A 13,060-nucleotide genomic window follows, 5' to 3' on the forward strand; every position below is an offset into this window, starting at 1 on the left:
ACTACTGCTTTTGAAACCGATGTGAGGAGGAAAAGAACGCATGAAATGGGTTAATCGCTTATCGGGAGGACTGGTATTGGTAGTCTTTCTGTCAGGGTGTGGGTTGTTTTCCGGGGCGGATCAACAGCCTGATGAAGAAAAGTTGGATGAACAGGTGGAAGAAGAAAGCCACCAAAATAATGAAGACACACAAAGCAAGGATGAAGAAGAAAAAGAGGGTAAAGAAGAGGACGAAGAGAACAATGAGACATTGGGTGATGCTCCATTTGACCCCTGTACCGTTGTTTCCTGGGACGACTTTCCCCAAGCGGTGAAAGAGGAGGATCGAACGGATCCCAAATTACAACCGCCTAACCCGGGTGATCCTTTCGATGTGCGATGTAAATTTAGCACTTTAGTAGGAATTGATATGAATCCAGACGGTAGCGGTAATCCCGAAAACAATACTACATTTTTTACAATAGTCGTTTGGGGCAAAAAAGATAAAATAAGTGCAAACACAGCTGATCATCCAGGCTCAACTTCAAAAGTATTTGGTTCGTTGCAAGGACTGGAGAAACGTAGTAAAAACGATCGAGGTATACCGATGTGTACCAGCATCATGTCCCTTCCCGATGGCTCCGCAGCTGGTGTTGTTACGACGAACAATCAGTATCCCAGTGTTGATGGCTGTGAGGTGAATCAGAATCTTTTGGAGGTGATTGCAGAGAAGATGAGTAAGTAAGCGGGCTGGCAATTATGAGCGATGAAGCGGCAACATTCTTAGTGGAAATGGAAATGGTGAAAAGGTAAATACCCATTGATGAAGTAACAAAATCCCTCTTCTTCGTGAAGGGGATTTTGTTTAAGAAAGAAGAGATCAGTATGGCATTAGAAGTCATATCCATGGTCAAAATCGATTTCGTAAATATCTTTCCAATTTATATCGGTTGCAATTCGTTTATTTTCAACGAACTCAGACAGGATCTTATACGCTTGATTTCTAGACACGTAACAACAGCTGGGAACTCGCATCGGTTCTCCACCGAGCAAATGCTCCACCACTTCGATATCGGTATTTTCATCGTACGGTGCTAGATAGTCTGGATGCCGCATGATAAAAAAGCCGTACGGTTCATCATAAAAGAATATTAACCGTTCGTCTATTCCTTCAATATCAAGACTGGAATCCCCACTGCCTTGCGTCCAATAATCAGCCTCACGATCCAAAACCAGCTCTTTTATAAATACCGCGGTTGGGTTTTCAATCGTATCCCCAACAGGTCCATGATAAGTAATTGTAGACATATTTTGAACTCCTTTTTTCTATTTTATCGCTTTAATGATTATTGCGTCTCTACCGCCACTGTAAATCGTTAATTCTTCTATACCCAATCTCTTTAGCAATGCAGGCATTTCTCCTCTACAGATATTACAGGTTGGTCGATCAACAACCATTGTTAATTTCTTTGGTAATTGACCACCTAATCGTTCCATCCGTTCATAAGCCCGAATTAAAGCATGGGATTCTGCATGACTCAGCGATTGAGCATGCCCTAAGTGATTCGGTTTATTTTTCTTCGGTGGAACCCAATTTACCTCCCTCAGCCATCTTCTTCGTAAGTCCATATCCCTTGGTGCATATTTGGAATTTTTTATTAGTGATGTATTCACACCGAATATGCGACGACCATTCACCTCTACTCTTGCCACCGTACCCGTTCTGCCATTTGTCAAAGAGTAACGAGGCATATTTAAGATTCGTCTAAATCGCTGGATCTCTATGTACCCACTTTCGGCCTTGCTGAAATGACTCGCACCACGACCTACCGATGCAGCCCCACCGGCAATACGACCGGCTGGTCCCAATATTCCCAGTAGTCGTACATGATCTTCTAACTCTTCACCAGTAATTAAGTCGCGGCCGCTGATCGCTTCAATCATTCCTTTGGTCTGTCCGACAATAGGAACAAAATCTAAGCCGATACTCAGCATTACTGCAAACATACTTAAGCCTAACGTTGCCGCTACTGCTGCTCGCAGTGTACTGTAGCAATCTCTAAAATCCCCGCAGTTATGGGCTTGTGCTATATCTGGGGGCAAAAGCAGGATAAAAACGATGGAAAGTAACAGAATCATCAAGAAGTATAGGGTATAATTGTAACGCTTCTGTTCGGTATCAGAAGGTTTCGATATTTCCCTCCCTTTCATATTGAACGTGCCCCTTTCTGCTCTGAAGATGGAAAAGAGGACGAGGGGTTTTGACTTGGGTTACCGGGATTTAGCAGAAAAGCAATGAACATTGCCAATCCCGTTAGCAAAATTACCGGGCGAAATGTTTGTAAAGAGGAGGAATAGAAAAAATTCATTATCTGGTGGGACAAAAACAAGATGACGACAAATCCGATGATCAAACGATATAAAAGTGGGACGCGTTCTATCCACTGCGGCCATTTTCCAAGAGGAACCGGAATAAGGCGAATTCTCGCTGCCTGCAAAAATAAGATGAAAGAACTTAACAAAATAGCATCGATCCATGATTCATACAACCCAGACAATACAAGGGTCAACATAACGGATACGAGTATTGTATGTACCCATGGATGAAGTCGATCCCGAAGCGGGATGACCTCGGGTTTTTCCATCAATCTTTGTTCAAATGTCCTTTCCAGTGTATCGATCCGTTTTCTTAACTCACGTTGATAGGTAGTCAGGCTTTGTAGATATACTCTGAAAAGTGAAATGAACACCGCCACAAACACAAGCCAAAAACCGTATACTTGAAAAGTTTCAACCGCCTTAACGCTGGGATTACGTGAAATCCATGTAAACACAGGTCTGATTAATACCGGCATTATCTGTATCCAAAAATAAACCATTACAGCGGTTAACAAACTATGCCCGATCATTACCAAAGTTGTTTTCGTTTTTCGGCTAAGCCCTTGTGGCGGGTGAATTTGGGCAAGTAGTTGCTTTGTTAATACGGGGATCTTAACCATCAACACTGCTAGCAATCCATATGAAATCAGTAGTGGAACCCGGTGGAGGAAAATATTCTGAACAATACCATCGCGGCCAATTCGGGGAGTAGAGAACCAGTCTAAAGACAAGATAAACTCTCCAAACGTAAAACCGATCAAAAACATGATTCCTAAATGGGCACTAAATATCCCAAAGATAACGGCAACAGTCAAAAATAAAATCGATTCGGAATAAATGTATTCATAACCGAGATTGAGCCATCCAAAAAGCAATCCGGTAGTAAGAGAAACCAGTGGTAACAATGAACCCCAACGCGGCCAAGCAGTGAGATGAAAACCGTCGGTCATCGTTAATGGCATTGTTCGGTTCCAATACAAACTCCAACAAGCTAATCGTATCCAAAAAAAATGAATGAATCGATTCTCATTAACATTGGGCTTTATAGTTGCATGCTGAGAGGGGTCTTGTTTCTGCTTCACGCTGATCACCCTTTATAACGAACGATTAATTTTCGAGCCGTATATCCTAGGACCAGACCGTAAAACACGTGTCCAAAAAAAGACATCCCTACAAATTGACCGATTTGATCAATCTGGAGCCAACCTGGATATATCGTAAGCATCAATACTTCCAGTGTAAGAGCCCAAGCAAGGCCCGCCCAGACTCCTTTATGAGCAAAAGCGAATGTATAAGCGATAGCAAATGTTAGTCCATTAATAACATGGTATATCACACCAAGCAAGAAAACCCCAGGTCCTCTCACCTCTTCTCCTATAAACGCCTGTCCAAATACCATAAATGCTTCAAATGGCCAAACAGTCATCGGAGTGAGCGTTACTAATAAATAACGGGAAAGATCATATGCAAGAGTTGCAAATATCCCAGATATCAACCCTACTTTGAAGCGTGTTTTTAAAGAACCCTGTTGTTGACCACTCGCTTTACGCCAAATAAAGGTTCCAATTATCACTGCTCCGAGCGTAGTGACTAAAAAGGTTGCTAATAAAGAAACGCCTGACAAAATGTAAACAAGCAAAGCGACTCCTGAACCAGTGAAAAGTGCAGCCAATATCATCTGTTGTCGATTCAATCAAATTCCACCACTCTTTATTAATATTATATGAATTCGATTTTATCAGATAAAAATACATTTGTCTCCTTTATTATTTCATTAAATCCAATTTTATGAACTAAATCGGCAACGAACGATCCAAAAAAGACGGGAGCATGACGCCCCCGTCTTTTTTGCTGTTTAATTGGCTTTTTGAATTCGGTCTTCGATTTCATACGAGATCGGTTGGGGCAGCTTTTTGGCATAATCGATCAAAGCATCCAGATCGACCGGCCCTGTCACTTGGTCGGTAGCTTCCGAGAAGACAGTGAAGTTGTCGCCGCCGGTGGCGATAAAGCTGTTGGCAGTGACGGTGTAAGTGGCGTCATCCTCCAAGGGGGTGCCGTCTTCTTTTTTAATCTCCAGGACGCGATCTCCCTGTGAACGGGAATCATCATAGGTGTAGGTGAGGCCGGAGATTTGCAGGAAACGGGGGCGATCCGGTTGCCACTGTTGTTCCAGCAGGCGTTTAATCTGTTCACCGGTTAGTGTCATCGTCACCAGGTCGTTGCCGAAAGGCTGAACGGTGTATAGGTCTCCCCAAGTGACGGTGCCCGCTTCAATGTCGGCACGAATACCACCAGGATTCATAAAGGCAAAATCGGTCTCCATATATTGACGCTGTGAGTCAGCTACGAGGTTACCCAGCGCCGATTCTCCGGCATTGTTTTGTTCACGGGTGATCGTTTCTTTTGCTTCTGCGATCTCTTCATTGATGATCGGGGCCACTTTTTCCTCATAAGCTGCGATCATATCGGCGATTCGCGGATCCGGTTCAATGCCGGAATGATAGGTGGTTACCACTTCCGCCTTTTTATTGACGATGTCTTTGCTGCGTCGATCCAGTTGCAGGTCTACATCGGCAAAGGCGGTACCACCGCTGTAAGCTTGTACAATCAACTTGTCGTCGACGGTGCCGTTCATATAGGTGTGGGAGTGACCGGCCAGGATCACATCCACCTCATCATCCACTTTCTCGGCGATATCCACGACGGGACCGCTAAGTTCACTGGTCTCCCGATCCTGGGAGCCGCCTTCATGAGCGAGGACGACGATCGCTTTGACGCCTTTTTTCTGCAGCTTTTTCACTTCGCGATTGATCGATTCCGCCTCATCCAGGAATTTCACATCCTTGACTCCATCCGGTGATACAATGCTGGGAGTGGTTGTGGTTACCACGCCGATAAAGCCGACAGGGATTCCTTCTACGCGCTTAATAGAATGAGAGGGTAGGATTGTTTTGCCTGAATCTTTCCAGACGACGTTAGCAACCGTATAAGGGAAATCGGCTCCGGCAAAGTCGCCGGTTTTTTCATGATGGCCACCGTTGATCAGGCGCATCATCTCGTCGACACCTTCATCAAATTCATGGTTGCCGACAGTACCGAGGTCAAATTTGAGTTCATTCAGGATCTCAATGGTGGGTTCGTCCTGTAGCAGAGCTGAAACCGGTGCACTGGCTCCCACGATGTCTCCTTGGTGCACTTTGAGAACGTTTTGCCCTTCTTGCTCATGTTTCTTCAAGTATGCAGCCAAGTAATCGGCGCGGCCAGCTCGATCATTTCCAATCTGCTGGCTCACATTTAATTGACCGTGTAAATCGTTGATGGCCAGGATCTTGAGATCGACCGGTTTTGGCCCTTTCGCGGCTTCTGCTAATGTCGCCGGGCTAACGAGTAGCGCGACCCCTAGCAAAACCGCTAGAAAAATGTTTCCCCATTTTCTTTTCATTCAAGTTTCTCCCCCTGTGTAAGAATCTGTTTTTAGGGTAAACAACAGATATGAAGATCGGTTGGACCCAACGTAAAGATTTAGCCAAAGGTAGGGGTTTTTCCTTCCGGTAAAATTCGTTATTCAAGCGAAGATGACAATTAGAATCATTACCAGTTTATAAATAATCCAATTTAGTATTGACTTCTATGTCACAAGTGTTATTTTATAGTTGGGCCAAATCGACTAGACAGGTTTGTTTGGTCGGTTCTTTGAACATAAAGGGATAATAGATCCTATACTCAAGGAGGAAGGGAACAAATGGCGACTCGTTTGGTAGGATTACCAGCACCGAACTTTGAAATGGAAAGCACAAAAAACCTTGAAACATTGGATGAAAAGGTGAAACTCTCCGACTACGAGGGCAAATGGTTGGTCCTTTTCTTCTATCCCCTGGACTTCACCTTTGTATGCCCGACTGAGATCACCGCTTTGAGCGACCGCTACGATGAATTTGAAGACTTGGATACCGAGATCATCGGTGTTAGCACCGACAGCAAGTTCTCCCACCGGGCTTGGATCAAAACCCCTCGGGATGAGAACGGTCTGGGCGACATCAAGTATCCCCTGGGTGCCGACACTACTCACCAAGTGAGCCGTGATTACGGTGTGCTGCTGGAAGACGAAGGGATCGCCCTGCGCGGTCTGTTTATCATCGATCCGGAAGGGATCGTGCGCTACCAAGTGGTGACTGACAACAACATCGGCCGCAGTGTGGATGAAACCCTGCGCGTGCTGCAGGCGTTGCAAACAGGCGGTCTGTGCCCCTCTGACTGGAAGCCGGGCCAAAAAACCCTTTGATCCGAAACGGATAATAGCAAGGGCCTAACGGCATGTTAGGTCCTTTTTCAACACATCGATTTGTTGCTCGCTTTTGAAGTTTGAAGGAGGAATCCGTGATGGCTTTGCGTTTGCGTACCCCCATGCCGGAGCTGCAAGGTGCGACGGAATGGGTAAACGGCGAAGTGAAAAAGGAAGGTCTGACAGGAAAGCCGGTATTGGTTCATTTCTGGTCCGTTAGCTGCGGATTGTGCAAAGAAAGCATGCCGGAGGTATTGAAGATTCGGGATGAACATCAGGACAAAGGGCTACAGGTGATCGGGATTCATATGCCCCGTTCTGAGAAGGATACCGAGATTGGTCCGGTCAAGGAGACCATTGAAAAATATGAGATGACCCATCCACAAGCCGTCGATAATCAGCACAGCATTGTGGATGCGTTTGAGAACCAATTTGTGCCCGCTTTTTACCTGTTTGATGAAGAAGGACAATTGCGCCATCGCTCTGCCGGCGAAAAAGCGCTCAAAATGATGGAAAAACCCCTTGCACGCGTCTTGGGGACCAATGAGTAGGAGGGGTTGTGGATGAATCTACCCAAGGAGTTACGTTACAGTGATGAGCACGAATGGGTGAAGCAAGAAGGGAATAAAGTGCGGATCGGTATTACCGATTTTGCACAGTCCGAGCTGGGGGACATTGTCTTTGTGGAGTTGCCGGAAGTGGGCGCTGAGTTGGAAGCCAACTCTCCCTTTGGCAGCGTAGAATCGGTTAAAACCGTCTCTGAGTTATATGCACCCGTCAGCGGGAAAGTGGTGGAAGTAAACGGTGATCTGGAAGACTCACCGGAGAATGTCAACGAAGCACCCTATGAAAGCGGCTGGATGATCGTAGTAGAGATCACCGATACAGCTGATTTGGACAAACTGATGGATGCAGATAAGTATGAAGCGATGGTTTCCGCTGAATAAGAGTTGTAAACGACAGATCTTGGTGCCCACCCGGGTGCCGGGGTCTTTTTTATTGGTTGAAAAAAGTGTTGCCGTCATTGGTAATCAAACCAGCCGTTCGACAGAGAGATACGACAAAAAGCGACAATCGGATATAGGAAAAATGGATGGTTTTTTCTATTGGATCTTGTGGTACAATACCGATAAGAGTTCACACAAGTCCAACAATTATGCGTTTCAGCATGATCCAAATAAAAGGGGGCAGGGGAGACATGGGTTTTTGCTGCGGTGCCACCATGGTGGGAGCAGTCGGGACGTTGCGACAAGGTTCGACGATTATTCACAATGTTCCCCTGTTATTCTGCCCGGTGTGCCATCATGTAGAAGTTCATCATGCCGTTGAGCACGAATTTCAACTTATGCTGGAATATGCTCGAGGTGATGGCGCTCGGGAAGTCAACTTAAAGGATAATATTGAACCTGAGATGATTGCTGAGTGGAAAGAATGTTGCACCAGCTTTCAAGAGGGGTATCCCGAGGTCGTTTTGCGCGAGCAGATCGATATGGCATTGGACCTGATGAATGTCGCCAAGGACTTAGGGGACGAAGAATGGGAAAAAACACTGAAGCATCGCCTCCATCGCTTAGGGAAGCAACTGCGCCGTTTTCAGAAAACAAAATCGCGTTGAGTGATATGCCTAGCCCGTAACCGGACTGATCTCAAAGATAACGACGGCATTGAAGAGCGTCGATGTGAAAGCCAGTTTTTCGAAATGAGAGACTGGCTATTTATTATACGGGTGGGAGATGTTCTATTTTTATAAGGGGGTTTTCGTGAGAAGAATTAGCCTATGATTGAGTGGTTGATACAGGATGTAGTCTTATACAATTTTGACCACTCCCCATGCGTAAACGCAGAGGATTCTGGGGTAGTTTATGGTATTCCGAGGGAGGTGACTAAGCTTATAAACCCCGACTGCGATTAACCATAAACTTTCTTCTGTTATACTAATAAAAATAGATTTCATCGACATGGGAGGGAACGAAACGATGAAGGTATTAGTCGTGGGGGCCGGTGCCGTTGGCGGCTATTTTGGCGGCCGTTTGGTGGAAGCAGGGAGGGATGTCTCGTTTTTGGTGCGGGAACGTCGCCGCCGTGAGTTGCAGGAGCAAGGGTTGGGGATCAAAAGTGTACACGGCGATTGGCACGGGGCGGTAACCACACTGGTCACCGGCGAATCGGCTCCTACCTTTGATCTGGTACTCCTGTCGGTGAAAGCGTATTATCTAGAGGCGGCGATCCGTGATCTCACCCCTTATGTAGGAGATCACACCTTGATTCTACCCTTGCTCAACGGTATCGCCCACCTCGACCGTCTACGGGAGGCATTTGGGGAGGAACGAGTGGTAGGGGGATTGTGCTTCATTGAGACGACCCTGAATGCCCAAGGAGAGGTGGAGCAATACAGTCACCGCCACGACCTCTTTTATGGGGCGCTCTCTCCATCACAACAGGAGCGGATGGCGCAACTAGATGAAACCTTTGTCGGTATTCGTGCCGGTGTGTATCGATCCGACGACATCCTTCGCGAAATGTGGAAAAAGTACCTCTTTATCGCCACCTTTAGCGGAATCACCTCCCTGATGGGAAGCGCCATCGGCCCGATACGGGAGGTGCGTGGCGGATTGGAAAGCCTCCGTCGCCTATTGTCCGATATCGTCCAAGCGGCCTCTATCCGTGAACCAAAGATGGTGCTGCAATTGGAAGAGGAAGTACGGCAAACATTGGAGCAGCTCACCCCTTCGATGAAGTCCTCGATGTTACGGGATATGGAAAAGGGAAACGCTGTCGAAGTGGATCATCTCCACGGCTTCCTGCTCGACCTGGCCGGTCCGAAAATGGACCTCCCGCTGCTTCACGCTGTGGTGGCGCGGTTGCAGGGGTATGAGCGGGAGAGGATAGGCGAGTGACGGTAGGTTTCAGGGAAGACCGCGGCGGGCGGTCTTTTTTATTGTGTGATGAAAAGATACCAGGGTAGTACGTGTCGCTTTATTGGTGTTATCTTGCGATATGTTGGTCTAATCAATACTTCAGTTCCAGATATCCATGGGTGAAGAACTACCGCGGTAGGTGTTCTATTTTAACGGATGGTTAAGGAGAGTTTTACGGGAGTGTCAAGTATTAAAACTTTCCAATCCTTTGCTATAATTAAGATAGACTATTTTCAAGTTGGAGGGTGCTATGAGAGAGAGTAACTTTCAGTTTCTTCAACAACGGTGGCCTCTTCTAACAACATTGGGAAAAGCAGCTGAGCGCAATCTTCACCATGATCCCAACACGACTTTGTATAAAGTGCGTCTGTTTGGGGAGACAATGGCTAAATTTATCTATGAAGAAGAAGGATTGGGTGAACCTTATCCCCGTACACAATATGAACGCTTACGTGCCTTGCGGCGGGAAGCGGATGTGCCGCAAGAGGTGGTCGGGATGTTGCATTCGATAAGGGAGAAGGGAAATCCCGCTGTTCATGATGCAGTTGGTACATATGAAGAAGGAGAAGTCGTTTTAAAGACATCTCATAAATTAGCCATATGGCTGATGCAAACCTACGGTGAATGGCAATACGAACCAGCGAAATATCGAAAACCGGCTCCGATACCGGAACCGGAAGAAATTCGTCAGCAGCTGGAGGCGGAGTTTCAGCGCGAACAAGAGCGACTGGAACAAAAATTTGAACAAGAACTGGAGCGGATTCGAAAGGAATCCCGCAACCAAGCGGCAATTTTGGAGCGACGAAAACAAGCGCGTGCGGCGGCAAAACGTCTGCAGCTATCAGAAGAAGAGACCCGTCGCCTTATCGATAAACAGCTGGAGCAAGCAGGGTGGGAAGTGAATTCACGCAACCTGCGCTATGCTCATGGTGCCCGTCCGGAAAAAGGGGAAAATCGCGCCATCGCCGAATGGCCGACAACGACTGGCAAGGCTGACTATGCCCTTTTTATCGGATTGCAGCTGGTCGGTTTGGTGGAAGCCAAAAGCATCGATGAAGATATCCCTTCCCACTTGGATCAAGCGAAGCGCTATGCCCAGAGTATTGAGAAAATCGAGGGAGAAGAGGTTCTAGGCCCCTGGGGAGATTATCGCGTTCCATTTATATTTGCGACAAATGGGCGGGAGTATTTTAAACAGGTGGAAGAGAAGTCAGGCATTTGGTATCAAGACCTCCGCAGTCGTAACAATCACTCCCGTGCCCTTCCCGCCTGGTTTTCTCCACGGGATCTAAAAGAGAAGTTGGAGCGGGAGGCTGAGAACGCCCAAGCCAAACTTCAGGATGAGCCCCTTGATTACCTGAAGTTGCGCCCATATCAGGAAGAGGCGATCCTGGCGGTTGAGCAGGCAGTCCAAAAAGGAAAGCGTAAGATCCTACTTTCCATGGCGACTGGCACTGGAAAAACCCGTACAGCGATCGGATTATTGTACCGTCTGATCAAGACCAAGACCTTTCGGCGCGTTTTGTTCCTGGTCGATCGGAAAGCTTTGGGAAGGCAAGCGAAAGAGGCTTTTGAGGAGTCTCCCTTAGAAAACCTGCGCACCTTTAACCAAATTTTTGAGTTGCAAGGTTTAAAGGAGAAAGAGCCCAACGCGGAGACCAAGGTTCATATCCAAACCGTGCAGGGAATGATTCATCGACTCTTTAAACAGGATGAGAGCAATCGGATTCCTTCCGTGGGCTTATATGATTGCATCATTGTCGATGAAGCCCATCGTGGATACAAATTGGATAAAGAGATGACCGAGACAGAGATGAAATTTCGCGATTTACAAGATTACATCAGCCAATATGGACGGGTGCTGGATTATTTTGATGCCGTCAAAATTGGACTTACCGCTACCCCTGCTTTGCATACACAACAGATTTTTGGTTCGCCGGCATACAACTACGGGTATACCGAAGCAGTGGTGGACGGCTATCTGATCGACCATACTCCACCCCATCAGCTTACCACCAAGCTGGCAAAAGAGGGAATTCAGTGGAAGCACGGTGAGTCGGTAGAAGTATACAATGCCGACAACTATACCGTGGAGACGATTGATCGTTTAGAAGATGAGGTTAACATTGAGGTGGATCAGTTTAACCGTGATGTAATTACTGAATCCTTTAACGAGACGGTGCTGGATGAGCTGGTTCAACACATCGACCTGGACAACGGAAAGAAGGCGCTAATTTTTGCTGTTGATAATGATCATGCCGATCTGGTGGTAAAGATCCTGAAGAAAAAGCTGGTAGAGTGGCATCACGATGAAGATGATCGCACAGTGATGAAAATTACCAGCGCCATTGATGATCCTGAGGGTGCGATTACACGATTTAAAAATGAAGAGTATCCCAAGGTAGCAGTAACAGTCGATCTGCTAACAACCGGGATCGACATACCGGCGATTTGCACCATCGTTTTCTTGCGGCGGGTGAAATCCCGTATTTTGTATGAACAGATGATGGGCCGTGCCACTCGTCCCTGTGAACGCGTAGGCAAGGAGCATTTTGAAATCTGGGATCCGGTGCGCTTGTATGAATCCCTGGAGCCCTTTTCCAAGATGAAACCGGCGACAGTAAATCCGCAAACATCCTTTTCCCAATTGGTGGCGGAGTTGCGGGAAGTGGATGACGCTGACTTAAAAAAACGGTATAGTAATACCCTAGTGTCTAAACTGAGTCGTAAGCGTCGCTATTTCCAGGAGCAGGATCGAGAAGAGTTTCAAGATCTCTGTGGTCAGAGTGAGGATGAGTTTGCAGCGTGGTTGCAGACCGCTTCACCACAAGAAGTGGGAGAGAAATTAGAAAAAGAGGGGCCGCTACTTGAGTTTCTCGACCAACGTACACCGCAACCCCGTCGCAAATATATCTCCAATCATCAGGATGAACTTCTCAGCCATGGACGGGGATACGGCAATGCGGAGAAGCCCGAGGAGTACTTGGCGGAATTTAACCGTTTTCTGCATGAGAATGAAAACCGCATTCCCGCTCTAAAACTGGTATGCCAACGTCCCTCGGATTTAACTCGGGAGTCCCTGAAGGAGCTGCGTCGAGAGTTGGCCAGGGCAGGTTACCGCGAAGCCAATTTGCGAACCGCCTGGAGCGAGACGACACAAGAGGAGATCGCCGCCGATATTATCGGTTTTATCCGACAGCAGATGTTGCGTGAACCATTGGTCTCCCGTGAAGAGCGGGTGCGGGGTGTGATGGAGAGACTGCGCCGATCCCGCCAGTGGAAACCGTTGCAAAAACGTTGGCTCGACTGGATCGAGAAAGCCCTGATCCATTATAGTGTGCTTGGTCCTGATGCCCAGCAAGCATTTGATAAGGAACCTTTTATCAGTAATGGCGGATACAGACAAATTGAAAAAGTGTTTGGCAAAGGGCAGGCACAAACCTTGTTAAACCAGATTAACCGCGATCTTTTTGCTTAAAGAGAGAAAGGACTGACACCT

Annotated in this window: 12 protein-coding genes; 7 read left to right on the top strand and 5 right to left on the bottom strand. The window is 46.9% G+C overall.

The window, feature by feature from the left end; all coding sequences use genetic code 11:
• Positions 1 to 40 precede the first annotated feature (40 nt).
• The gene (locus C8J48_RS00400; RefSeq protein ID WP_107724429.1) at positions 41 to 724 is read left to right on the top strand and encodes a hypothetical protein; all 684 of its coding nucleotides are present in this window, start codon (positions 41 to 43) and stop codon (positions 722 to 724) included.
• 146 nt (positions 725 to 870) lie between these two features.
• On the opposite strand, the gene C8J48_RS00405 is transcribed toward C8J48_RS00400, so the two are convergent.
• The 5 genes from C8J48_RS00405 to C8J48_RS00425 all read right to left on the bottom strand — a co-directional run bounded on the left by C8J48_RS00405 (position 871) and on the right by C8J48_RS00425 (position 5,803).
• Positions 871 to 1,287, bottom strand: a complete 417-nt coding sequence (locus tag C8J48_RS00405) for a hypothetical protein (RefSeq protein ID WP_107724430.1) — start codon at positions 1,285 to 1,287, stop codon at positions 871 to 873.
• Between the two features lie 18 nt (positions 1,288 to 1,305).
• Complete coding sequence (locus C8J48_RS00410) at positions 1,306 to 2,190, bottom strand: pre-toxin TG domain-containing protein (protein WP_107724431.1); 885 nt, start codon at positions 2,188 to 2,190, stop codon at positions 1,306 to 1,308.
• Complete coding sequence (locus C8J48_RS00415) at positions 2,187 to 3,440, bottom strand: hypothetical protein (protein ID WP_146160425.1); 1,254 nt, start codon at positions 3,438 to 3,440, stop codon at positions 2,187 to 2,189. Before C8J48_RS00415 ends, C8J48_RS00410 begins: the two co-directional genes overlap by 4 nt.
• Positions 3,441 to 3,445: 5 nt before the next feature.
• Positions 3,446 to 4,051 carry a hypothetical protein gene (locus C8J48_RS00420; protein ID WP_107724433.1) on the bottom strand — a complete coding sequence of 202 codons (606 nt, stop codon included), beginning with the start codon at positions 4,049 to 4,051 and terminating at the stop codon, positions 3,446 to 3,448.
• A 162-nt stretch (positions 4,052 to 4,213) separates the two neighbouring features.
• Positions 4,214 to 5,803 (bottom strand): bifunctional metallophosphatase/5'-nucleotidase, encoded by a 1,590-nt coding sequence (locus C8J48_RS00425; protein WP_107724434.1) that lies wholly within the window; start codon positions 5,801 to 5,803, stop codon positions 4,214 to 4,216.
• A 300-nt stretch (positions 5,804 to 6,103) separates the two neighbouring features.
• Between C8J48_RS00425 and C8J48_RS00430 the strand changes: the two genes are divergently transcribed.
• The 6 genes from C8J48_RS00430 to hsdR all read left to right on the top strand — a co-directional run bounded on the left by C8J48_RS00430 (position 6,104) and on the right by hsdR (position 13,039).
• On the top strand, positions 6,104 to 6,643 hold the full coding sequence (locus tag C8J48_RS00430) for a peroxiredoxin (protein WP_107724435.1): 540 nt from the start codon (positions 6,104 to 6,106) through the stop codon (positions 6,641 to 6,643).
• A gap of 104 nt (positions 6,644 to 6,747) precedes the next feature.
• On the top strand, positions 6,748 to 7,194 hold the full coding sequence (locus C8J48_RS00435; RefSeq protein WP_107727515.1) for a redoxin domain-containing protein: 447 nt from the start codon (positions 6,748 to 6,750) through the stop codon (positions 7,192 to 7,194).
• Positions 7,195 to 7,206: 12 nt separating this feature from the next.
• Positions 7,207 to 7,590: a glycine cleavage system protein GcvH gene (gene gcvH, locus C8J48_RS00440; RefSeq protein WP_107724436.1), complete on the top strand. Its 384-nt coding sequence runs from the start codon at positions 7,207 to 7,209 to the stop codon at positions 7,588 to 7,590.
• 251 nt (positions 7,591 to 7,841) lie between these two features.
• On the top strand, positions 7,842 to 8,258 hold the full coding sequence (locus C8J48_RS00445) for a hypothetical protein (RefSeq protein WP_107724437.1): 417 nt from the start codon (positions 7,842 to 7,844) through the stop codon (positions 8,256 to 8,258).
• A gap of 361 nt (positions 8,259 to 8,619) precedes the next feature.
• Complete coding sequence (locus C8J48_RS00450) at positions 8,620 to 9,540, top strand: ketopantoate reductase family protein (RefSeq protein ID WP_107724438.1); 921 nt, start codon at positions 8,620 to 8,622, stop codon at positions 9,538 to 9,540.
• A gap of 271 nt (positions 9,541 to 9,811) precedes the next feature.
• Positions 9,812 to 13,039 (top strand): type I restriction-modification system endonuclease, encoded by a 3,228-nt coding sequence (gene hsdR / locus C8J48_RS00455; RefSeq protein ID WP_107724439.1) that lies wholly within the window; start codon positions 9,812 to 9,814, stop codon positions 13,037 to 13,039.
• Positions 13,040 to 13,060: the final 21 nt, after the last annotated feature.

Source organism: Desmospora activa DSM 45169, assembly GCF_003046315.1.
Taxonomy (GTDB): Bacteria; Bacillota; Bacilli; order Thermoactinomycetales; family DSM-45169; genus Desmospora; species Desmospora activa.

Bases quoted from the DNA above. Each gene is read 5' to 3' on its own strand.
- C8J48_RS00450 (WP_107724438.1), top strand. From the start codon at position 8,620: ATGAAGGTATTAGTCGTGGGGGCCGGTGCCGTTGGCGGCTATTTTGGC.
- C8J48_RS00410 (WP_107724431.1), bottom strand. From the start codon at position 2,190: ATGAAAGGGAGGGAAATATCGAAACCTTCTGATACCGAACAGAAGCGT.
- C8J48_RS00445 (WP_107724437.1), top strand. From the start codon at position 7,842: ATGGGTTTTTGCTGCGGTGCCACCATGGTGGGAGCAGTCGGGACGTTG.
- C8J48_RS00430 (WP_107724435.1), top strand. From the start codon at position 6,104: ATGGCGACTCGTTTGGTAGGATTACCAGCACCGAACTTTGAAATGGAA.
- C8J48_RS00400 (WP_107724429.1), top strand. From the start codon at position 41: ATGAAATGGGTTAATCGCTTATCGGGAGGACTGGTATTGGTAGTCTTT.
- C8J48_RS00405 (WP_107724430.1), bottom strand. From the start codon at position 1,287: ATGTCTACAATTACTTATCATGGACCTGTTGGGGATACGATTGAAAAC.
- gcvH (WP_107724436.1), top strand. From the start codon at position 7,207: ATGAATCTACCCAAGGAGTTACGTTACAGTGATGAGCACGAATGGGTG.
- hsdR (WP_107724439.1), top strand. From the start codon at position 9,812: ATGAGAGAGAGTAACTTTCAGTTTCTTCAACAACGGTGGCCTCTTCTA.
- C8J48_RS00425 (WP_107724434.1), bottom strand. From the start codon at position 5,803: ATGAAAAGAAAATGGGGAAACATTTTTCTAGCGGTTTTGCTAGGGGTC.